Annotated in this window: 19 protein-coding genes; 5 read left to right on the plus strand and 14 right to left on the minus strand. The window is 65.2% G+C overall.

All coding sequences use genetic code 11. The features are described from left to right. Window positions 1-340 precede the first annotated feature (340 nt). The 5 genes from VB777_RS11920 to VB777_RS11940 all read right to left on the minus strand — a co-directional run bounded on the left by VB777_RS11920 (window position 341) and on the right by VB777_RS11940 (window position 6,883). A complete protein-coding gene (locus tag VB777_RS11920) occupies window positions 341-742 on the minus strand; it encodes a fasciclin domain-containing protein (protein ID WP_197153890.1) in 402 nt (133 codons plus the stop codon). A 23-nt stretch (window positions 743-765) separates the two neighbouring features. Further along, the gene (locus tag VB777_RS11925; protein ID WP_322757489.1) at window positions 766-2,076 is read right to left on the minus strand and encodes a CO2 hydration protein; all 1,311 of its coding nucleotides are present in this window, start codon (window positions 2,074-2,076) and stop codon (window positions 766-768) included. Next, the gene (locus tag VB777_RS11930; protein WP_322757488.1) at window positions 2,073-3,626 is read right to left on the minus strand and encodes an NADH-quinone oxidoreductase subunit M; all 1,554 of its coding nucleotides are present in this window, start codon (window positions 3,624-3,626) and stop codon (window positions 2,073-2,075) included. The genes VB777_RS11925 and VB777_RS11930 overlap by 4 nt, the downstream gene beginning before the upstream one ends. Beyond that, entirely contained in the window at window positions 3,626-5,533 is a 1,908-nt protein-coding gene (locus tag VB777_RS11935) for an NAD(P)H-quinone oxidoreductase subunit F (RefSeq protein WP_323249194.1), read from the minus strand. Before VB777_RS11935 ends, VB777_RS11930 begins: the two co-directional genes overlap by 1 nt. A gap of 681 nt (window positions 5,534-6,214) precedes the next feature. After that, window positions 6,215-6,883 (minus strand): DedA family protein, encoded by a 669-nt coding sequence (locus VB777_RS11940; RefSeq protein WP_323249196.1) that lies wholly within the window; start codon window positions 6,881-6,883, stop codon window positions 6,215-6,217. Window positions 6,884-6,994: 111 nt separating this feature from the next. On the opposite strand from VB777_RS11940, the gene VB777_RS11945 reads away from it, so the two are divergent. Both VB777_RS11945 and VB777_RS11950 read left to right on the plus strand, forming a co-directional pair. Continuing rightward, window positions 6,995-8,158, plus strand: a complete 1,164-nt coding sequence (locus tag VB777_RS11945) for a HAMP domain-containing sensor histidine kinase (RefSeq protein WP_323249198.1) — start codon at window positions 6,995-6,997, stop codon at window positions 8,156-8,158. Beyond that, window positions 8,139-8,786 carry a response regulator transcription factor gene (locus VB777_RS11950; RefSeq protein ID WP_197153896.1) on the plus strand — a complete coding sequence of 216 codons (648 nt, stop codon included), beginning with the start codon at window positions 8,139-8,141 and terminating at the stop codon, window positions 8,784-8,786. The genes VB777_RS11945 and VB777_RS11950 overlap by 20 nt, the downstream gene beginning before the upstream one ends. A 40-nt stretch (window positions 8,787-8,826) precedes the next feature. Here the strand turns inward: VB777_RS11950 and VB777_RS11955 are convergent, their stop codons facing one another. The 5 genes from VB777_RS11955 to VB777_RS11975 all read right to left on the minus strand — a co-directional run bounded on the left by VB777_RS11955 (window position 8,827) and on the right by VB777_RS11975 (window position 14,369). Then, entirely contained in the window at window positions 8,827-9,561 is a 735-nt protein-coding gene (locus tag VB777_RS11955; protein ID WP_304623193.1) for an amino acid ABC transporter ATP-binding protein, read from the minus strand. A gap of 154 nt (window positions 9,562-9,715) precedes the next feature. After that, window positions 9,716-10,972, minus strand: a complete 1,257-nt coding sequence (locus VB777_RS11960) for an amino acid ABC transporter permease (RefSeq protein ID WP_323249200.1) — start codon at window positions 10,970-10,972, stop codon at window positions 9,716-9,718. After that, window positions 10,972-11,979 carry an ABC transporter permease subunit gene (locus tag VB777_RS11965; protein WP_197153898.1) on the minus strand — a complete coding sequence of 336 codons (1,008 nt, stop codon included), beginning with the start codon at window positions 11,977-11,979 and terminating at the stop codon, window positions 10,972-10,974. Before VB777_RS11965 ends, VB777_RS11960 begins: the two co-directional genes overlap by 1 nt. Next, the gene (locus tag VB777_RS11970; protein ID WP_323249202.1) at window positions 11,979-13,070 is read right to left on the minus strand and encodes an amino acid ABC transporter substrate-binding protein; all 1,092 of its coding nucleotides are present in this window, start codon (window positions 13,068-13,070) and stop codon (window positions 11,979-11,981) included. Before VB777_RS11970 ends, VB777_RS11965 begins: the two co-directional genes overlap by 1 nt. Before the next feature lie 219 nt (window positions 13,071-13,289). Next, on the minus strand, window positions 13,290-14,369 hold the full coding sequence (locus VB777_RS11975) for a calcium/sodium antiporter (RefSeq protein ID WP_197159128.1): 1,080 nt from the start codon (window positions 14,367-14,369) through the stop codon (window positions 13,290-13,292). Window positions 14,370-14,537: 168 nt separating this feature from the next. Here VB777_RS11975 and VB777_RS11980 point away from each other — a divergent pair, with 168 nt between their 5' ends. The 3 genes from VB777_RS11980 to VB777_RS11990 all read left to right on the plus strand — a co-directional run bounded on the left by VB777_RS11980 (window position 14,538) and on the right by VB777_RS11990 (window position 17,418). After that, on the plus strand, window positions 14,538-15,719 hold the full coding sequence (locus tag VB777_RS11980) for an iron-containing alcohol dehydrogenase family protein (protein ID WP_197153900.1): 1,182 nt from the start codon (window positions 14,538-14,540) through the stop codon (window positions 15,717-15,719). Further along, window positions 15,716-16,708 carry an alpha/beta fold hydrolase gene (locus VB777_RS11985; protein ID WP_370594613.1) on the plus strand — a complete coding sequence of 331 codons (993 nt, stop codon included), beginning with the start codon at window positions 15,716-15,718 and terminating at the stop codon, window positions 16,706-16,708. Before VB777_RS11980 ends, VB777_RS11985 begins: the two co-directional genes overlap by 4 nt. A 107-nt stretch (window positions 16,709-16,815) precedes the next feature. Further along, window positions 16,816-17,418 carry a DUF2993 domain-containing protein gene (locus tag VB777_RS11990; protein ID WP_323249204.1) on the plus strand — a complete coding sequence of 201 codons (603 nt, stop codon included), beginning with the start codon at window positions 16,816-16,818 and terminating at the stop codon, window positions 17,416-17,418. A 68-nt stretch (window positions 17,419-17,486) separates the two neighbouring features. Here VB777_RS11990 and VB777_RS11995 read toward each other — a convergent pair whose 3' ends face one another. The 4 genes from VB777_RS11995 to VB777_RS12010 all read right to left on the minus strand — a co-directional run bounded on the left by VB777_RS11995 (window position 17,487) and on the right by VB777_RS12010 (window position 20,231). Then, window positions 17,487-18,068: a hypothetical protein gene (locus VB777_RS11995; protein WP_322757480.1), complete on the minus strand. Its 582-nt coding sequence runs from the start codon at window positions 18,066-18,068 to the stop codon at window positions 17,487-17,489. A 111-nt stretch (window positions 18,069-18,179) separates the two neighbouring features. Beyond that, complete coding sequence (locus tag VB777_RS12000) at window positions 18,180-19,172, minus strand: diguanylate cyclase (protein WP_322757479.1); 993 nt, start codon at window positions 19,170-19,172, stop codon at window positions 18,180-18,182. Window positions 19,173-19,203: 31 nt separating this feature from the next. Continuing rightward, window positions 19,204-19,443 (minus strand): DUF4334 domain-containing protein, encoded by a 240-nt coding sequence (locus VB777_RS12005; RefSeq protein ID WP_323249206.1) that lies wholly within the window; start codon window positions 19,441-19,443, stop codon window positions 19,204-19,206. A 110-nt stretch (window positions 19,444-19,553) separates the two neighbouring features. After that, window positions 19,554-20,231: an ISAs1 family transposase gene (locus VB777_RS12010; RefSeq protein ID WP_323249208.1), complete on the minus strand. Its 678-nt coding sequence runs from the start codon at window positions 20,229-20,231 to the stop codon at window positions 19,554-19,556. Window positions 20,232-20,256: the final 25 nt, after the last annotated feature.

Raw genomic sequence — 20,256 nt, forward strand, 5'->3', positions numbered from 1 at the left:
AATGCCAGCAGGAGGAGCGCCCATCTCAAGCAGTCTCTGCCTGAGATGCAAACGGGAATCAGGGCGCCGTCAAGGGTTCAGCTGAGACGAAGTTCGCCGCGTGCTGTCCCGACCCCTGAACGGATACGGTCAGACAATCAATCCAGTCAATCCTGGCTCTTGAGCCACAAGCACCCGATCTGGATCGGCCACCCTTGTCTGAATCTGGTAGTGACGCGACCCCAATCAGGGATCCAGCTTCCATGAGTACAGGTGGGGAGCATCAGCCTTGACGATCCCAGTCATGGATCACCATCACCTGGGGATCGCCCGACCCTGGCGAGCTGCCTGTCGCAGCTGATCAGCCCGGCAGGATGACGCGGTCGATCACGTGCACGATGCCGTTATCGCAGACGATGTCCGCCGAGACGACCGTGGCGTTCTTCACTTCAAAGGGTTCGACGCTGCGAATTGGTACCGGGGCCCCTTCGAGGCTCTGCCACTCCGGTTGATCGACCAGATCGGCACGGCAAAAGTTGCCGCCCAGCACGTGGTATTTCAGGATGCGGGCCAGCTGGGGCGGATTGTCCACCAGCGTCTGCACGCAGCCGGGCGGGAGGGCTGCGAAGGCATCGTCCACCGGTGCGAACACCGTGAAGGGCCCCGGACTCTCCAACGCAGCGGTGAGGCCAGCCACCTCCACCGCGGTGAGGAGAGTGGCGAAGCAGCCCGCGCTGCGCGCAGTCTCGATGATGGAGGCCATAGGTGTAAGAGGAGGTAACGGATTCAGCGATAGTCCTGGGTCTGGACCTGGGGCAGGCGCGCCTCCGGCCTGAGGAAACGGTCCATCTGCGCCTCGAAGAAGCGTCGGTTGGCCAGCAGGTGCTCCGGATTGGTGTCGTCGAGCGGATAGAGCAGGGCACAGCGCAAGGCCTGGATCACCGCCGAGGTGACGTTGTACATCGAGCGCTGAAAGGTGATGCCCAGCTGAACCAACTGGTCTTCTTCACTGCGGCGGTGCTTGCGGTAGAGCTCCTGCAGGTAGGGGGGCAGGAAATGCAGCATGTCCTGCATCAGCAGGGTGGGGGGGATGCCCGCCGAACCCACCGGAAACACGTCAGCATAGAGAATTCCGTAGTGGAAATCAGCCTGATCGCTCGGCACCTGTCCAGCCTGGGCGTTGTAGCTCTTGGTGCCTCGGAAGGGTGATGTGCGGTAGAACACTGCTTCCACATACGGGAGAGCAGCTTCGTAGAGCCAGGTGAATCCTTCGCTTTTGGGGATGACTTCAATGCACTCCCCATCCACATAGACGTGGTGGTAGATCGGCCTTCCTGCCACCGCAAAGATGCCATTCACCAAAAAGTCCATGGCATCGGGAACGCCCTGGAAGCCACCTTCATCGTAGATGTCGCTCATTTCGAAAAAGACCGGCGCCATCACCTCCCAGAACAGGCCGAGATTGGCGGTGTAGCTGGCCTGCTTGCATTGCTCCAGAAACATCTCTGGGAACAACTTGTACAAGCCCAGCATCACGGGGTTGCGCTTGAAGTAAGCATGGATTGCTCGGTCAGCATTGGCACGGTAGGCCTCCGATTCGAGATAGTCGTTGAAACGCCCCCCCATACCCTGGTGCCAGAGCATGGCCCGCATGCAGGCCTCGGCGAACTCCATATTCACCCGGTCGTGCCAGAGGTGATGGAGTAGCTTGGGCATGCGGAAGGTTTCGCCCTTCTCCATGAAGGCCAGCAGTTCCGGATGCGCCTTCTCTCCACCCCGCCAGATCCTCAGAGACGACTGATCGCCCGCATAGGAATTGGGTCGATCCAGATACTCCTGTGAGATCAGGTATTTGAAGGCGGGCAGGGGCTGGAGGAACACCTGCTCAGCGATGTAGAGCAGATCGCGCCAGTAAAAATCCATCGGCACGGCATAGGCCTTGTAGATGCCGATGATCTGCATCAGGTTCTCCGGCGTGTCCGGCAGCATTGAGCCGCCGGCCTCAAGCCGGTGAATCACCTCCGCGTAGGGATGGTTGGAAGGGGGGATCAGGGGGGTGGTGGCCGGGGCGCCGGCCTGAACGGGAGACGTGCTCATGACGGCAGAACGACCGAGGGGGTAGCGGAGGGGGCGGCCGCTGAGACGAGGCCGGAGGGCACCATGGCCAGCGAGGCGGGGGCGATTGAGTTCGGGATGATCAGGGGGCGGACCGCCAGGGCGGCGGTATCGGCCTCGCTCCAGCCCACCAGGGCCGTAGGCCAGATCCCGACAGCGATCACCAGCAGGGTGAGCGCCAGGGCCGGGGCCCTTTCGCTCCAGCAGGTCGACTGCCAGTCGGCGCGCTCGTTATCCAGACGGCCGAAGCCCACCCGGTTGAACAGACGCACGGCATAGACGGCCGTGAAGCCTGAGGCCACCAGACACACCAGGGTGGCGCGGGGGAAGGCGGTCCAACTGCCTTCGAACACCAGCAGCTCGGCAGGGAAACTGGCCAGACCCGGAATGCCGGCGGCTGCCATCAGGGCAACCAGCAACATCCCCAGGGTGAACGGCAGGCCCCGCAGGGGATTGAGCAGACCGGAAAGTTCGGGTATGGAGGAGGTGCCGGTCTTGCGCTCGATCAGCCCCACACAGGCAAACAACAGAGCCAGAATCAGACCGTGCGCCAGGATCTGGGCCACGGCTCCCTGCAGGCTGAGGGGCGTTGCCGCCGCCAGGGCCAGGACCAGCAGACCCATATGGCCAAGCGAGCTGTAGGCCATCAGGCGGCGCATGTCGCTCTGGGCGATGGCGTTGAGGGCGCCATACACGGCACTGATGGCGCCCGCAGCGGCGATCCAGGGCGACCAGCTCACCCAGAGATCGGGCAGATCACCCACCGCGAAACGGAGTAGCCCGTAGGCGCCCAGCTTCGAAACCGCACCGCCCACCACCATCACAACCGGAGTGGGGGCCTGGCTGTAGGTGAGCGGCTGCCAGCCGTGCAGCGGCACCACCGGAAGTTTCAGGCCGAAACCGAGCAGCAGCAGGGCCAGGATCCAGCGCTGGGCGGTGGGGGAGAGATCAGCGTTGCTGAGGTCGTCGTAGCCGAAGCTGAAACCGTTGGCGTTGAACCAGCCGAAGGCGAGCACGCCCGCCAGGAGGGCGAGGCCGGAAACGGCGCCATAGAGGAGGAAACGGATCGCAGCGCCGGCGCGCCGCTCACCTCCCCAGATCGCCACCAGCAGCGTGGTGGGGATCAGCACCAGCTCGAAGGCGAGCACGAACAGCAGGGCGTTGCGGGCGAGGAAGGCGCCCATGACCCCCAGGTTGGTGGCCAGCAACAACGGAAAGAACAGCCGGGGCCGCAGCTGATCAGCCGGTGCCGAGAGGATGGCGGCCGTGGAGAGCAGGCTGGTGAGCAGGATCAGCGGCAACGACAGACCATCCAGCCCGAGATCGAGCTGAAGACCCAGCTGGGGCACCCAGTCTTGATGGAGATCAGCAGGGGGCAGGCGCCAGCACAGCAGACCCACCAGCAGCTGGGCGGCCGTGGCCGCAGCCGCAAGGCTGCGCACCCGTACGGGCTTCCCCTCGGGAAGCAGCGGCAGCAGCAGGCCGGCGGCCAGGGGGAAAGCCAGCAGCAGCAGGAGAACGGAGGGTGCCATCAGCGGAGAGAAACGAAGGGCACGAGGGGCTGGCTGGCCAGCAACCAGGCGGACATCAACAGAACCCCCAGCAGCAGCGACAGGGCATAGGCCTGGGACCGGCCGGAGGTGGTGAGACTGAGGCGCCGGGCGCCTTCGAGGGTGGCTTCACCGGTGACCTCGCTGAACCCATCCACCAGACGCTGATCCGACCAGGCGCTGAGGCGGGCCAGGGTCAGCACCAGCCCCACCACGGTGCGGTGATAGAAGCGCTCGGTCTGCATGTCGTGGGCGAGCCAGTCCTGCAGGCCCCCAAGGGCTGCCGGCAGATGGGCCAGGGGATGGGGCCGCAGATAGAAGAGGGCCGAGAGTCCACCCCCCAGCAGGGTGGAGAGCAGCAAGGGAACCGCCAACGGACCCCAGCCAGGCAGGGGCGTGAGGGCAAAGATGCCGTTCCGCACCAGCAACTGGGGCATGTGCAGCACCAGACCGGTGAGGAACAGCGTGGGCAGCACCATCAACCAGAGCCCTTCCGGAGAGCGGACTGTGAAGGGGGTGGTGCGGCCTCCCCAGATCTGGCCGAAGACCCTGATCAGCCCCGCGCTGATCAATGCATTGGTGAGTAGCACCAGGCCGCTGAGCAGCAGGGGATGGGTACTGGCGGCCGTGAGGGCCAACAATTCCCGCAGCGCGGCAAAGCCGCCGAACGGAGGCAGACCGATCAGGCCGAAGGCACCAACGAGGAAAGCGATGCCCATCAGGGGCCTGCGGCTCCACAGCCCACCCAGCTGGGTGAGGTCCTGGGTGACGTTGCTGATCACGATGGTGCCGATCGACATCAGCATCAGGGCCATCGGCAGGGGATAGACCAGCAGAAGATGGTCGGCAACAGTGATGCCACTCAGTCCCACAGCCACAAACAGCAAACCCAGCCAACTGCTCACCAGGAACGACAGGGCGCGCTTCACATCCACCTGGGCCAGGGCGATCAGGGAGGCCACCAAAGCGGTGGTTCCCCCGACGACCACCAGCACGGCCTGGACGAGCGGGCTGAGTTCGATCAGTGGTTCCAGGCGCAGCAACACCCAGGCACCACCGACCACGACCACCGAATTGCGCAGCACGGTGGAGGGAAGCGGACTCTCCATCGCCTCATCCAGCCAGAGATGGAGCGGGATCTGAGCACACTTTCCCATCGGGCCTGCAATCAGGGCCAGAAGGATCAGGGTGAAGGCCGCCGGCAAGCCATCACCAGAGGCGGCCTGGGCCGCCGCCCAGGCCTGGAGGCCATGGAAATTCCAGGTGCCGGTCATCGGTAGCAGCGCGATCACCCCGGCCAGCAGGATCAGGTCCCCCACCCGCTTGGTGAGGAAGGCATCGCGGGCTCCCTTCACCACCAGAGATTGGTTGTACCAGGTACCAACAATCAGATAGGTACCGAGGGTGAGCAATTCAAGGATCACATAGCTGAAGAACAGCGAATCGGTGAGAACAAGCCCGCAGAGGCCGGCCTCGAAGAAACTCAGACAACCGAAAAAGCGGGGCCAGCCCCAGTCCATTTCCAGATAGGCAATCGTGTAGATCTGCACGAGAACATGCAGGCCTGTGATCACCGTCATCGCAATCAGCGACGGTTCGCTGATGATCCCATCAAAGCCGATACGCAGTCCGGCGGTCGACAGCCAGGTCCAGCTGATCGTCAGAGGTCGATAGAGGGCGGCGGCGCCAGCCGCGGCATTGGAATGCAGGGCGATCAGGGCGAGCACGCTGTGGACGAACGACACGCTCACCATCAACAGGTTGAGGTAACCGCACGGCCTTGGCCCGGTTCGGGCGATCCCGCCCGACGACCAGGCCAGCGAGGCCAGGGCGGCGAGAAGGGGGTAGAGAGGAATGAGCCAGGCCGTCTGAGCCAGGAAGACGCTCATCGCAGGGGAGTAGGGGGAAGGAAAAGCAAGGCAGCCATGGACATCCAGAAGTGGTCAGACATTGGCCAAGGCCCTGGCCACTCTGGAAGCCGCCTGGAGTGATCGGGTGGATGACACATTCAAGCCTGAATGAGGTGCCATGCGGGAGTTATCGACAACACTTCACCCCAGCAAGGTGATCGGGGCCAGGCGAGGAAAAAGGGAGACAGCTTGTTCAGGCCTTTGGCATCGGTTGGACAACGGCAATGATTGGCCGCTGATACTAAAGGGGTGCCGCTTGATCATGGGTGGATTGGCAGCGAGAAAATCCTATGTCTGCATCAAGGATTCGTGATCAGAAGATTTGTGATCAGGTGTCCTGATCACCGCCTGCGCTGAGCGGTGGGACGATAGGGGTTGGTTCCGCGCTCCACCCTTGCCTTGCCCTTCCTGCGGTTGTCGTGTGGCGGCCCGCTCCAGACAGGGGGTGGGTGGTGGCCGGGACAGCCTGATCTGTGCCGATTGCGGTCGGCCGCTTGAAGGGATGGGGGAGAGACCGCCCCGGGGTTTGCGGTGGAACGATGGCCTCATGGCGGCATTCGCGGTTGTGGTGGTCGTGGTATCGATCACCTTGATCACCACGCTCGAACGCCTGGATCCCGCGGGGATGGGACAGCCCACCACCGAGGAACCCGCGTTCCGCTAATCGAGGCCTCGACCACGGCGATCCCGCCAGGTTCTCAGCAGCACCAAAGCCACCCGGGCCACCACGACGAGCACGGCCAGCACCAGCACAACCTGGATCACGTGGGCGAAGGGGGCGATCCGGGCCGCGGCCTGCTCGTAGTGCTCGCCCAGGGTCATGCCGGCCAGGCTGAGAAAGAGGATCCAGATCAGACTGCCGGCCCCGCTCCAGAGCAGGAAGGGCAGCTGAGGTATCAGCTCCAGACCGGCTGGAACCGATACCAGAGTGCGCACCCCCGGCAGGATCCGGCCCCAGAACACCACCGCATGGCCGTGGCGCTGAAACCAGCGGCGACTGCGGGCCAGATCGTTCGGATGGAGGCCGATCCAGCGCCCATGGCGAGCCAGCAGGCGTGCCAGCCGCTCTTCACTGATCAGGCGACCGACCCCGTACCAGAGCCAGGCGCCGAGCAGGGTGCCGCTCAGGCCGGCCACCACCACCGGCAGCAGCGCCAGCTTCCCCTGGGCTACGAGAAAACCGGCGAGCGGCATGATCAGTTCGGACGGAATCGGTGGAACGACGTTCTCAAAGAACATCAGCATGCCGATCACCAGATAGCCCCAGAGCTGGTTGGCCTCCACCGCTGCGCCGATCAGATCCGGGAGCGTTTCGATCAGAGCCTGCACGGCGTGTTCCCGGGGAGGAGCCTTGGGTTCGGGAGCCAATGCCCCGTGCCTGGAGTTTGGCGCCCCAGCGCTGAGGAGCGATCCCAGAATTCAGCTCTTCACAACCTCCGCATGACCGCACACTCCCGCCCTCCCACGTCCCTGGAGGCGCGATCATCGGCCCGGAGGCCTGGGGCAGGTGGTGTGCGGGTTCTGCAGTCCCGCGGCTTCATCATCTTTCTCACCCTGCTGATTCAGCTGGCCGACTGGCTTTCTTCGACGCAGGTGGTAGTGGGTTATCTCTTTGTCGTTCCCCTTCTGCTGGGAGCGGAGCGTCGCGGACGGGCCGAAGCGATGCGCTATTTCCTGCTCTGTTGCCTGCTGACGCTGATCCCTCTGAAGCTGGGGCTGCACACCGCAGCCTGGCCGGCGTCCCTGGCCTGGCGGCCGCTGGCCTCCCGCCTTCTGGCCTGCCTGGCACTGGGGGTCACCACGGAATTATGTCTCCGTAATCGACGCCTGCACACCCGCCAGCTGGCCATGGAGGTGCGTCTGGCCCAGGCCGATCTTCGGCACGATCTGATCGACACCCTGGCCCACGATCTCAAGACCCCGGTGCTCGGAACTCTGGCCACCGCCCGACTGATGCGCCAGGAGCTTGATCCTGATGGGCTGAACGACCTGCAGCTGCGCGGCCTTGTCGCGATCCTGAGCAGCCAGGAGCGCTGCCTTCGGCTGATCGAGGACCTGCTGCAGATCTTCCGCGCCGATATCGACGGCCTGCCTCTCCATCGAGAGCCCCTGAACGTGATCGGCCTGGCACAGGACGCCATCGAAGCCGTACGCCCCCTGGCAGAGGAACGGTCGATTGTGCTGGAGCTGCGCCTCCCGGCTGGGCAGGACACCCTGACCTGGCTGTGCGATGCCGCCATGGTGCGTCGGTTAATGGAAAACCTTCTTCTCAATGCGATCGGCCACTCCCTCCGCCGCGATGTGATTGCCCTGGTTCTCGTCGCTGTGGACAGTGAACTACGCCTTCAGGTGCTGGATCGTGGTCCCGGGTTTCCTGCAGAGTCCTTGGCCCAACTATTTGATCGTTTCTACCGCGCTGATCCCGATCGACGCGGCAGTGGCCTGGGGCTCTACCTGTGCCGCCAGATCGTGGAGGCTCACCATGGCCGGATCACCGCCACCAATCGCCCCGAAGGTGGAGCCCTGTTCGAGGTCGTTCTGCCGGCAGAGGTGCCATCGTGGCGTGAGGTTGACACCAAGTCTCTTGAAGCTCCTGCTGATTGAAGACGACCAGGCCTACAGCCTCGGGATCGAGACATTCCTGCATCGCCAGGCCTTTGTGGAGGACGTGCGCACCACGGCCGATGGAGAACGGGCTCTGGAGCTGCTGGCCGAAGCGCCCGTGGATGTGGTGATCCTGGATATCGGCCTTCCGGGCCTGGGTGGCATGGAGGTCTGTCGGCGGATCGTGTCAGGTTTCGGGCTGCCGGTGCTGATTCTCACCAGCCAGGACGATGTCAGCTGGGTGGGGCGGCTGTGGGAGATGGGGGCTTCGGGCTATCTCCATAAGGCCGTGGCCCTGGACCATCTGGAGGTGGCCCTACGCAGCCTCAGCCAAGGCGCAAGCTGGTGGGATACCACCGCCACAAGCGCCCTGCGCGAGCGCAATCAGGGTCTGCAGCAGCTGAAAGCCAACGTCACAGCCTTGCCGCCGCTCACCCGCCGGGAGGGGGATGTGCTCGTCTGCCTCGCTGATGGCCTCACCAACAATGAGATCGCTGCCCATCTGGGGATCACATCTGGAACGGTGCGCATCTATCTGCAGACGATCTTTCAGAAGCTTGGGGTGACAAACCGCACCCAGGCTGTGCTCCGCTATCTCGGTCGCTCTGAGGAGGGCGTCAGGGTCTGAACCCAGCGCTGCAAAGGTTCAAGGCTCCATGATCCCCGGCTCAGAGGATCTGGTCGAGGAAGCGGCGCGAGCGCTCATGGCTGGGGGCTGTGAAGAAGTCTTCAGGCTCGGCTTCCTCCACCACCCTCCCTTCCGCCATCAGCACCACCCGACTGGCCACCTGCCGGGCGAAGCGCACCTCGTGGGTCACCACCACCATGGTCATCCCTTCGCTGGCAAGGTTCTGCATCACATCCAGCACCTCCCGCACCATCTCGGGATCAAGGGAACTGGTGGGTTCATCGAACAGCATGATCCGCGGTTCCATGCAGAGGGAGCGGGCGATTGCCACCCGTTGCTGCTGGCCGCCCGAAAGTTGACCGGGATACTTCTGGGCCTGTTCGGCGATACCGACCCGCTCCAGGAGTTGCAGGGCCTGACGACGCACCTGTTCGCGGGAACGACGGCGCACCAGCACCGGCGCCAGCATCAGATTGTCGAGCACCGTGAGATGGGGAAAGAGATTGAATTGCTGAAACACCATGCCCACCTCACGCCGGACCGTATCGATCTGCTGCAGATCGTCCGTGAGGGCGATGCCATCCACCTCGATCGTGCCCTTCTGGAAGGTTTCCAGGGCGTTGAAGGTGCGCAGAAAGGTGCTCTTGCCCGACCCCGATGGCCCCATGATCACCACCACCTCCCCCCGCCGCACTGAGAGATCAACGCCGCGCAGGGCGTGAAAGCCATTCGGATACCACTTCTGCACTCCCCTGGCCTCGATCATCAGGGGCATGGACCGGCCGTCGCCCTGAGGATTCGGGGTGTCCAGAGATTGCGGCAGCGGTGGAGTCATCGGAAAGGCACCGAAGCGGTGAAGGATGGGGGGAGAGCCGAGAGGCTGATCTGGGCTGCTGGCTCAGGGTGCATCAGCGAATGCTGGAAATGCGTCAGCGGGAGCTGCCGGTGCTGTGGGGATCCAGGCGACGTTCCAAGGCCCGGCTGCCCAGGCCCAGAGCTGCGCAGCAGATCCAGAACAGCACCGCCAGCGTGAGATAGACCTCACCGTTGCGGCCCAGGAAGGCGGGGTTGGCCATCACCGTGCGGGCGATGCCGAGCAGTTCCATCAGGCCGATCAGCGAAAGCAGTGTGGTGTCCTGCAACAGAGAGATGAACTGCCCAACCATTGCCGGCAGGGCCACCCGCAGGGCCTGCGGCAGCACAACCCGCTGCATCGCCAGCCAGTAGGAGAGCCCCAGGCTGCGGGCCGCCTCAAGCTGTCCGCCAGGCACCGCTGCCAGACCGGCCCGCACAGCTTCCGCCAGGTAGGCCGCGGCAAAGAGGGTGAGCACCCAGGCGGCCCGCCAGACCCGATCGGCAGTGAGCCCCCCGGGGAGCAGGAATCCGAGGATGTTCTGGCCCAGGAACAGCAGGGTGATCAGTGGCGCCCCGCGGATGAACTCGATGTAGAGCACCGATCCCCAGCGCAGCAGCGGCAGCTCGCTGCGGCGCCCCAGGGCCAGGAGCACCCCCAGGGGGAAACAGAGCAGGATCGCCAGGCTGGCTTCCACCAGGGTGAGCAGCAGGCCACCCCAGGCGGTGGGATGCACATCGATCAGGCCGATGCCGCCGTTGATCAGGCCAAGCCCCACCAGATAGAGCACGGGCCAGAGCAAGGGCACCAGGCGCAGCACCGGTGGAGGCAGTCGCCGTCCCCAGCGGCCCGCCAGCCAACGCAGGGCCAGCAACAGGGCTGCCAGGCCCCACCAACGGCCGGCGATCGACGCCGACAGCTCCAGGAACCAGGGTGTCCAAAGGGCCAGGAAGGTCAGCAAGGCTGCGGCAATGCGGTCGTTACGGGGCCAGAGCTCGCCCCTTCGATCGGCGCGGGGGTAGGCGCGCAGCAGCCCCCAGCTGAGGCCGGCGGCGGCCGAGAACAGGGTCGTGATCAGCCAGAGCCGCCACTGCTCGGCCTCCGGGTAGCGCCCCACGGCGAACAGGGTGCTGTTCAGCCGGATCACCGCCCACTCGGCCTGGCTGAAGGCCCAACGCAGGAAGCCCGCCCCTGCCAGCAGCAGCAGGGTGATCAGGCCGATGCTGAGGGCTCCGTCGGCGGGGCTGGAAAACAGCTCGCGCCGCAGCCACAGCAATGCGGAGCGGGACGGATTGGCGGCGGAGCGCGCCGGATGGGCGGGGGAGTGAGTCATCAGCGCTCCTTGATCTGAACGAGGTGATTGAGCCCGTTCATCAGCGCCGAAATCAGCAGATCCAGGATCAGATACGCCCCCATCAGCAGCACCACCACCTCCACGGCACGACCCGTCTGGTTGAGGGTCGTTTCGGCCACGGAATAGAGATCGGCGTAGCCCACGGCCACCGCCAGCGACGAATTCTTGGCCAGGGAGATGTACTGGGTGTTGAGGCCGGGAATGATCACCCGCAGCGCCTGGGGCAGCACGATGCGGCGCAGGGTGGTGAACCAGCGCAGCCCCAGGGAGGCCGCCGCCTCCCACTGACCCCTGGGCACGGCGGCGATGCCACCGCGCACCACCTCGGCAATGAAGGCCCCCGAATAGATCACCAGACCCGTGATCAGGGCGGAGAACTCCACCGACAGCCGCAGGGGGGCCTGCCAGACGCCATTGACCAGCTGGGGCCCGGCCCAGCGCAGACCCTCAGCGAAACCGGCCACATAGAGCCCCGACTTGGCCAGCACCACACCCGGAATCTGCAGGGCAGCCGTGCCGTTCGGCAGGGTCAGGAACACCACGAAATACCAGAACACCAGCTGCAGCAGCAGCGGGATGTTGCGCACCACTTCCACGTAGGTCCGCACCAGGGCCCGCAAGAGGCCGTTACTGCTGAAGGCCGCCATCCCCGCCGCTGTCCCCAGCAGGGTGGCCCCCACCAGGCCGGTGAGCACGGCGCGCAGGGTGTTCACCAGCCCTGCCAGCAGGCCCCGCCAGTAGGGCATGGCCGCATCAAAGGGCAGCAGCGATTCGGCAATGTCAAAGCTGGCGGGCTGCCCGAGCCAGCGCCAGCTCAGCAGCATCCCCGCCGCCGTGAGGTTGCGGATCAGATTGCCCAGCAGAAAGGCGATCAGCAGCAACACCAGCAGGGCGACCAAGATCTGGATCACCCAGGGCAACACCCGGCGGTTGCGCCACCAGGCGATCGTCACCGGCTGGCGCGGTGGGGGCTCGGCCGCCGGCATCAGCGGAAGGGGGGCGAGTAGATCAGGCCGCCATCCTTCCACTGGCGATTGAGGCCGCGATCCAGCTTCAGCCTGGAGCCAGGACCGACATTGCGATCAAAGATCTCGCCGTAGTTGCCGCTCGCCTTGATCGACTTCACCACGAAATCAGCCGGCAGACCCAGCTGGCGGCCGAAATCCCCTTCCACACCCAGGAAGCGGCGCAGGTCCGCCAGGTTCGCACTGGCCTTGGCCTCGGCGAGCTTGGCGTCCACGTTGGCCTGGGTGATCCCCAGTTCCTCCGCCTGCATCAGGCCGTAGACCGTCCAGCGCACGGCATCGGCCCAGACCGGATCGCCATTGGTGGTGGCGGGGGTGAGGGGCTCCTTGCTCAGCACCTCCGGCAGCAGGGTATGGGCGCTGGGATCGGGGAAGCTGGTGCGCTTGCCCGCCAGCTGCGAGCGATCGGAGGTCACCGCCACGCAGCGCTTACCCAGATAGGCGGCGTAGGTCTGGTCACTGGTCTGGAACTTGAGCGGCGTGTAGGGCACCTTCAGCTCGCGCATCCGGTCGGCCAGGTTGAGCTCGGTGGTGGTGCCGCTCTCCACGCAGATCGGCTTGCCAGCCAGATCTTTGAGACTGTTGATGCCACTGCCCGTCGGCGCCATCACCCCCTGGCCGTCATAGAAGGTGGTGGGGCCGAAGCTGAGCCCATTGCCGCCAGCCGAGTCGCGACTCAGGGTCATGGTGGTGTTGCGCGACAGCAGATCCACCTCACCGCTTGCCAGGGCCGCAAAGCGTTCGGTGGAATTGAGATCGCGGTATTCCACCTTGGAGGGATCACCCAGCAGGGAGGCTGCCACCGCCTTGCAGACGTCCACATCGAGGCCGCTGTAGGCACCGCTGGACTCGACGAAGCTGAAGCCGGGCAGCTTGCCCTCGACCCCGCAGATCAGCCGCCCGCGCGCCTTGATCTGAGACATCTTCGGGCTTTCCAGACCGGTGGCGCCCTCCGGAGCGCAGGCCGTGAGCAGAGGAAGGCCCGCCAGCAGGGCCGTCACGGCCAGACCCAGGCGCCTAGGAGACTGCTGAAAAACCCCTTCAAGGGCCATTCAGCCCGGGAACGCCTGACTCCGAGCCCAGTGTTCACGGGCGCTGCGCCCAGAGGTCAGACTCAAGTCATGGCGACCTCGGGACTTTTTCAGCAGGCTCCTAGAGCCCAGGCCGGGAGCCTTCCCAAACAGGGGTCGGACCGCCTTGGCAACGGTGATGGAGCGCATCAGGGGCCGGAAACTCGCCGGATCTTCTCACGCATTCCCCCTACAGCAGGTTCAGCCGCTGCGTTGCTCGCGCCAGCGCAGCATCTGCCAGACGAGAAAGACCAGCACCAACGGCAGCACGGCTGCCACCACCACGAAGCGGAACGGATCCGCCATGGCGGGGGCGCTGTTGCTGAGGATCTGTTCAGTGAGGTAGAGGCCGTAGAGCAGCACAAGGATGCCGCCCTCCAGCCGCGTGATCACCCCCTGGGTCCAGAAGATCGGCAGGCAGGCCAGGGTGGTGAGCACCATGATCGGCAGATCGCGGCTGATCATCACCGGATCCACCCCCAGGCCGCGGCCGCCGGACACCGTGGCGCAGATCCCGAGGATCAGGAACTGGTTGAGCAGGTTGCTGCCCACCACATTGCCGATGGCCAGATCGGTCTTGCCGCGGTAAGCCGCCACCACCGAGGTGACCAGCTCCGGCATCGAGGTGCCCGCCGACACGATCGTCAGGCCGATCACGGTATTGCTCACCCCGAGGCCCACAGCGGCGGCGGTGGCTCCATCCACCAGCAGCTTGGATCCCCCCACCAGCAGCAGCAGTCCCGCAGCGAGCCGGGCGATGGCCACAGGTGTGGAGCTGGCCTCGTTCTCCTCCATCCCATCGGCCGACTCCTCCGGGTGTTCGCTGGCCGTGCGACTTTCCCAGACCAGATTGATCACGGTGCCCACCAGCAGGGCGACGCCGGCCTGCCAGGTGAGGCGACCGCCGGAGGCCATCCCCCACACGGCCATCGACACCCCCAGCAGCAGAGGCACATCGCGGCGCACCAGCCGACTCTGGACGCGCAGTGGCATCACCAGGGCACTGCAGCCGAGCACCACCAGCACGTTGAAGATGTTGCTGCCCACCACGTTGCTCACGGCCAGGGCATCACCGCCGGCACCTCCCTGCAGGGTCGAGAGCAAACTCACGAACAGCTCCGGGGCGCTGGTGCCGAGCGACACCACGGTGAGGCCAATCACCAGCTGGGGAATGCCCAGGAGCAGGGCCACTGCCACCGAACCAGCCACAAACAATTCACCGCCGCCGAAGAGCAGAAGGATGCCGCCGACGATCTGCAGGGAACTGATCAGGAAGGGCATAGCAGCCGCGGCCATGGGGCCATGCAGTGCGGCGATTCTGAAGGGCGTCGCTCCTCGATTCCATCAGCAGCTCTCATGCACCCAGAGCCGCTTCTAGATTATGGATTGTGCAAAGTCTTCGGCCGGGCAGTCCCGACCACGAGGACAACCCTCAAGATCCAGCAGCCGATGGAGCAGTCGATCGAACCCGTGGCCCAGGCAGAACCCGAGGGGGGCAGGCCCTGCTCCATTGCCCACGTCATCGCACCGGCAAGGGTTCTGCGCGGTCCAGGGGCGTGGCTGGACTCCCTCGACGCTGTGGCGACCCTGACGCGCCGGCCCCTGCTGCTGGGCCGCAGCAACGCCACCCAGTCCCTACGCGCCTCCCTGCTGGTGGATCTTCAGGGTCATGGTTGTGCCCCCACCTCTGCGGAGCTGCAGCACGACTGCTGCGAAGAGGATCTCGAAACGATTGCGCTCCAGGCCCAGGCCGCCCGCTGTGACGGCGTCATCGCCGCTGGAGGCGGCAAGGTTCTCGACGCCGGCAAGTTGCTGGCCGATCGTCTCGGTCTGAGCTGCGTCACCGTTCCCACCAGCGCCGCCACCTGCGCGGGCTGGACAGCCCTGGCCAATCTCTACTCCCCCACTGGAGCCTTCCAGGGTGACGTAGCGCTGCAGCGTTGCCCCGATCTGCTGGTGTTCGACCATCGGCTGGTGCGGCAGGCGCCGCTGCGTACCCTCGCCAGCGGCATCGCCGATGCGGTGGCCAAGTGGTACGAGGCTTCGGTGAGCAGCGGTGCCAGCCAGGACGGTGTGACCCAGCAGGCCGTGCAGATGGCGCGGGTACTGCGTGATCAGCTGCTGCTGGAGGGTGTGGAGGCCCTGGCCCAGCCGGGCGGTGCCGCCTGGGACCGTGTCGCCGAGGCCTGCGGCCTCACCGCTGGCCTGATCGGTGGCATCGGCGGTGCCCGCTGCCGGACAGTGGTGGCCCATGCCGTTCACAACGGACTCACCCAGCTCCGGGCCAGCCACGGCGCCCTCCATGGCGAGAAGGTTGGGTTCGGGATTCTGGTGCAGCTGCGGCTTGAGGAGGTGGTGGGCGGCAGCCAGCTCGCCGCCCAGGCGCGCCGCCAGTTGCTGCCGTTCTTCCGCGCCCTCGGCCTGCCGGTGACCCTGGAGGATCTGGGCCTGGCCGGAGCCAGCCTGGTCGATCTGCAGTCGGTCTGCGCCTTCGCCTGCCAGGAGGGTTCGGATCTGCACCATCTGCCCTTCCCCGTTGGCGAGGAGGAACTCCTCGCAGCCTTGGTGAGCACCACGGTGTGCCGGGCGCTGGCAACAGATCGGCTGTCAGCTGAGCGGCCGTCAATGTGACCCAGCTGCTGAAGCCAGCGGCTGGTGCCGTCGGGGGGGAAGCGCTGCTGCAGCAGGCGGCGCTCAACCTTCTGGATCCCGAGGGGCGTTCCCTGGCCTCTTCAGTGCAGTGGTGGTCGCTGCCTGGTCTGGGGGATGACGGCATGGCCTGGCCCGTGGCGGTGCTGGGGCAGGGGCCGCCCCTGCTTGCTCTCCACGGCTTCGACAGCTCCTTTCTGGAGTTCCGGCGATTGGCGCCGTTGCTGGCCAGGCGGCACCGTCTCTATATCCCCGATCTGTTCGGCTTCGGTTTCAGCCCCCGCCCATCCAAGGGGGATTATTCCCCCCGCGGTGTGCTTCTCCATCTTGAGGCGCTGCTGGAGCGCATCGCTTCATCCAGTGCAGCAGGTTCTGATGCGTCGATCAGCCTGATCGGGGCCTCCATGGGTGGATCGGTGGCGGTGGAGCTGGCGCGGCGCCACCCGGCTCGGATCGATCGCCTGCTGCTTCTGGCTCCAGCCGGGCTGACGGGAAGACCGATGCCCCTGCCGCCCCTGCTCGATGGCCTGGGGGTGCGCTTTCTTTCCCTCCCAGAGGTGCGCCGTGGGCTCTGCCGCAGTGCATTCGCCCAGCCGGACCGAGATGTGGGAGAACCGGAGCTGGAAATCGCCTCCCTGCATCTGCGCACTCCTGGCTGGGCAGAGTCGCTGCGTCGCTTCGCGCGCTCCGGCGGCTTCGCCGGCTGCGGCCAACCCCTGCCGCATCAGCCCATCCGGGTGCTCTGGGGCGCCGACGACCGCATCCTGAGGTCACCGCAGAAACGGGCTGCCCTGGCTCTTCTTGGCGATCGGATTGTGGAGCTGGAGGCCTGTGGCCATCTTCCCCACATCGATCAACCCCTGCAGGTGGCGGACACCTGGTGGTCCATGGTCGAGACCCCATCGCTGCGCAGGGATCCAGAGCAGCCCATGCAATCCAGTTCAGAAAAGCAGCCCGTGGGTGACCCTTGATGAGCAGCACGTCTCCCCTGCCCGAATCCCCCCAGGATCCCCCTACTCCTGCTCCCCCTTCCGCAGGGGCGGCCAACGCTCCAACCGAGAAGGAGTCCGGTCCTGTCATGCAACTGATCGCCACCGGTCTGCAGCTCTGGATCCGGCAGCAGTGCGAGTCGATCGAGAGCCTCGATCTTCAACTGGAGGGCTCGGCCCTGCAGCTGCTGCGCGGCCGCCTCAGCGGTGTGCGGCTGATGGCGCGGCGGGTGCGCTACCAGGATCTCGAAATCGAACTGGTGGAGCTTCGTGCCGACCCGATCCGGGTGGCCGTCGGCAATGTGCTGAAGGGGCAATCAGTCCAGCTGGAGGATCCGTTCGGAATTCGTGGCCAGGTGGCCTTCACCGCTGAAGGGCTCTCCCGTTCCCTCAGCCGGCCCCAGTGGCGCTCCCTCGGCGACTGGCTTGGCGAGCAGCTGCTCGGCCTGGTGCCGCTGGTGCGGCTGCGGATCCAGCAGGACCGGCTGGTGCTGGCCGCCCAGGCGGTGGGTCAGTCCGGGCTGCTCGAGCTGGAGACTGACCTGCAGGCTGTAGGGGGCACCGTGGAGATCCGTGCCGTGGACAGTGGCATCCGGGCACGCCTGCCGATGGACCCCAACATCACGATCGAGCGCGCCAACCTCGAGGGGGGCATGGTGCAGCTCCACGGCCGGGCGCAGGTCTCACCCTGAGCGGTTCCACACGACTGGCCCATCCACGCACCGACAACCGGCAGGCTGATGCCTAACCCCACGCTGGCTCAACCCGGCGGATGAAACTGCTGCATCAACAGGCCTCGCTGATATTCCAGAGACAGGCCCTCGAGATGGGAACGGGCCTGCTCGTGCAGGCGTGGATCCACCTGATCAAGCACATTGCCCGTTGGCACCTTCATGCGCAGCACCAATCCCAGCGCATCAAACAGTCGGACCTGGTCGCTCTGCCAGCCCTGGTAGTCAGCGGCAAGGGCCATCAGAGCATCCGCTGAGGCAGCCCCATCGTCGACTTCAGCCCGCATGGCCTGCACCTGAGCCAAGCGCGCCGATGTGACCAGCGCATGGGCTGCGGCGAGGGCGGCCAGGGCATCGCTCACTTCCCTTTTGAGTACGGTCATTTCCCTGTTGAGAACGGCGTTCTCCACCGAAAGCGGTTCCCGCAGGGCAGGGCATTGGGCGGCGGCAGGCGAGATGGCCTTGGTCAGGGAGCCCACTGGCAACGACGCCGGACCCGTCGGGGGTGGAGGCGGATCGAGGGCTTCTCCCCAGGCGAGCAGCACCCGGCCAAGGCGGCGGCGTAGTCCACGCAGCGGACCGGGAATGGGGTTCCGGATGGCGGAGGGCATCTGACGTCTTTGGCGATGGAGCTTCTGGATGGTTCCAATCTGACCGGTTTCGCCGAAGGATGACCAGGGCGGGGAACCCCCAAGCCCCGAACCGATCAGCCAGCTCTGAACTCATGGCTGAGTGTCGATCGCTGGGAGGCTCTCGGCCTTGGCATCGGCTGTGGCTTCTGAGTTGGAACCACCGGCCCTGGAGCAGACACGATTACGGCCCTGCCGCTTGGCCCGGTACAGGCAATCGTCAGCCTGGAGGATCAGGTCTCGAATTCGGCTGCCGCCGGAGGGCACCAGACTGGCCACGCCAAGGCTCACGGTCACATGGGGGGCCGTGGGGGACGCCGCATGGGGCAGATGTTGCTCCTCCACGCTATGGCGAACCCGTTCCGCCAGTGCGCAAGCGGGCGCAAGTGCGGTTTCCGGCAGCACGATGGCAAATTCCTCGCCGCCATAACGGGCAATCAGATCGCTGGAGCGATTCACCGCCGAGGCCATGGACCGAGCGATCGCGATCAGACAATCGTCTCCGGCCCCGTGGCCGTAATGGTCGTTGTAGTTTTTAAAGTGATCAACATCCAGCAGGATCAGCGCCAGGGGCAAGGATTGACGTTGGCAGCTGTTCCATTCGTGCTCCCCAAGTCTGTCGAAGGCTCGTCGATTCGCCAGGCCAGTGAGGGCATCGTGGAAGGCATAGCGTGATAGGAGGTTGGCCTGCTGCTTCAGTCGAAGCTGGGTGCGTACCCGAGCTTTCACTACGGTATGATTAAAGGGTTTCGTAATGTAATCCACAGCGCCAAGATGCAGGCCGCGGGCCTCCTCTTCCGGATTGTTCATCGCCGTGATGAAGATCACTGGAATGTCCTGGGTGGCCTGATTGCTCTTCAGCCGGCGGCATACCTCAAAGCCGTCCATATCCGGCAGACGGACATCCAGAAGGATCAGATCGGGTGGATTCATCCGGACAGCCTCCAACGCCTCAGCGCTGCCTCCAGCCGTGCTGATGATGCCTTCGTCCTGGAGCACCGTTGTCAGAAGCTGACGATTGAACCGCTCATCGTCGACGATCAGAATCCGCGGTGGCAGCTGCGGACTGTTTAGCGGGTCGCACATCACATCAGATGCCTACAGGTCGGATCGGTCTCTAGGGCCTGGGTTGCTGCGGATACCGGGACGGACAGACGTCGCGTTCGAGCAAAAACACATAGGGCTGAGCCACACCCTTTTCGTCCATGATCCCAAGGATGCGGTCGTTGTCGATGCGGCGGAAGCAGTCAATGATTGGGAGGGAGTCGTAGACCATGGCGGCACTCACCTGCCCACGGCACTCCACCATCCGCAGCCGTGCACAGCTGTGCTGAGTGGCCAGCAGGGCTGTGGTCATCTGCAGGGCCGGCCTCCAGAATGGTGCCTTGAGAAAGGGCATCCGGCGAAGGCTTCGCATCGCCAAAGGGTTGGGCACTACCCGCACGATGCCAGGGCTGATTCAAAGTCTCAGCATGGGCTGGACTGAGGCTTCCGCCTGGCCATCGCCAGCAGCGCCGTGATGTCGTGCATCACCGCCTGCAAGCCAGCCCGGATTGACCGGAACCCAGCCAGGCGCAACAGGTTCATCGCTGCGGTGCGCAAGGTGGCCATGACGCCGGCGCCATTCCCCCGGTAGCGGTGGGCGTCCTCGTGGAGCTGGGTGTCGCGAATCCAGTGCCAGCCCTCAATGCTCCAGCGGTCGCGAACCAGTTGCAGCAGGGCTTCTGGGGTCGTGCGCAGGCTGGTCAGAAACACGTGGTTGGCCTGGAACGGCTTGCTGTCTCGGGTGCCGGCGGCCGCCACTTCCACGATCCAGCTGGTGCCGATCCAGGCCTCCCGGATGTGCTCAGGGGCCTGTTTGGCACGCAGCGTCCAGGTGATGTCCCGACCGTGGCCGATCTCATGATCCGTTGCCACAAAAGGGATCTTGCGCTTCCCCTGGAACTGGCTGCGGATCTGGCGGTGCAGCGTCTTCTGGTTTGCTTTCACCGTCAGGAGGAAGTCGGCCCCCTGCTCCTGGAGCTGCCGAAAAACGGGCGCTGGGTATGGAGCGCGTCCGCCTGGATCAACACGCCCTCCAGATCCAGTTCGCCGAGCAGCTGCCGCAGCACCGCCCGCTCGTGATTCTCGCCGGTGGCGTAGCAGGCCTGGCTGATCGCCACACCCAGAG

Source organism: Synechococcus sp. CCY9202 (genome assembly GCF_034931685.1).
In the GTDB taxonomy this organism is placed as follows: domain Bacteria; phylum Cyanobacteriota; class Cyanobacteriia; order PCC-6307; family Cyanobiaceae; genus CBW1002.

Bases quoted from the DNA above. Each gene is read 5' to 3' on its own strand.
- VB777_RS12000 (WP_322757479.1), bottom strand. From the start codon at position 19,172: ATGTGCGACCCGCTAAACAGTCCGCAGCTGCCACCGCGGATTCTGATC.
- VB777_RS11935 (WP_323249194.1), bottom strand. From the start codon at position 5,533: ATGAGCGTCTTCCTGGCTCAGACGGCCTGGCTCATTCCTCTCTACCCC.
- VB777_RS11945 (WP_323249198.1), top strand. From the start codon at position 6,995: ATGACCGCACACTCCCGCCCTCCCACGTCCCTGGAGGCGCGATCATCG.
- VB777_RS11990 (WP_323249204.1), top strand. From the start codon at position 16,816: ATGCAACTGATCGCCACCGGTCTGCAGCTCTGGATCCGGCAGCAGTGC.
- VB777_RS11980 (WP_197153900.1), top strand. From the start codon at position 14,538: ATGGAGCAGTCGATCGAACCCGTGGCCCAGGCAGAACCCGAGGGGGGC.
- VB777_RS11970 (WP_323249202.1), bottom strand. From the start codon at position 13,070: ATGGCCCTTGAAGGGGTTTTTCAGCAGTCTCCTAGGCGCCTGGGTCTG.
- VB777_RS11920 (WP_197153890.1), bottom strand. From the start codon at position 742: ATGGCCTCCATCATCGAGACTGCGCGCAGCGCGGGCTGCTTCGCCACT.
- VB777_RS11975 (WP_197159128.1), bottom strand. From the start codon at position 14,369: ATGCCCTTCCTGATCAGTTCCCTGCAGATCGTCGGCGGCATCCTTCTG.
- VB777_RS11925 (WP_322757489.1), bottom strand. From the start codon at position 2,076: ATGAGCACGTCTCCCGTTCAGGCCGGCGCCCCGGCCACCACCCCCCTG.
- VB777_RS11965 (WP_197153898.1), bottom strand. From the start codon at position 11,979: ATGCCGGCGGCCGAGCCCCCACCGCGCCAGCCGGTGACGATCGCCTGG.
- VB777_RS11995 (WP_322757480.1), bottom strand. From the start codon at position 18,068: ATGCCCTCCGCCATCCGGAACCCCATTCCCGGTCCGCTGCGTGGACTA.
- VB777_RS12005 (WP_323249206.1), bottom strand. From the start codon at position 19,443: ATGACCACAGCCCTGCTGGCCACTCAGCACAGCTGTGCACGGCTGCGG.
- VB777_RS11960 (WP_323249200.1), bottom strand. From the start codon at position 10,972: ATGACTCACTCCCCCGCCCATCCGGCGCGCTCCGCCGCCAATCCGTCC.
- VB777_RS11930 (WP_322757488.1), bottom strand. From the start codon at position 3,626: ATGGCACCCTCCGTTCTCCTGCTGCTGCTGGCTTTCCCCCTGGCCGCC.
- VB777_RS11955 (WP_304623193.1), bottom strand. From the start codon at position 9,561: ATGCCCCTGATGATCGAGGCCAGGGGAGTGCAGAAGTGGTATCCGAAT.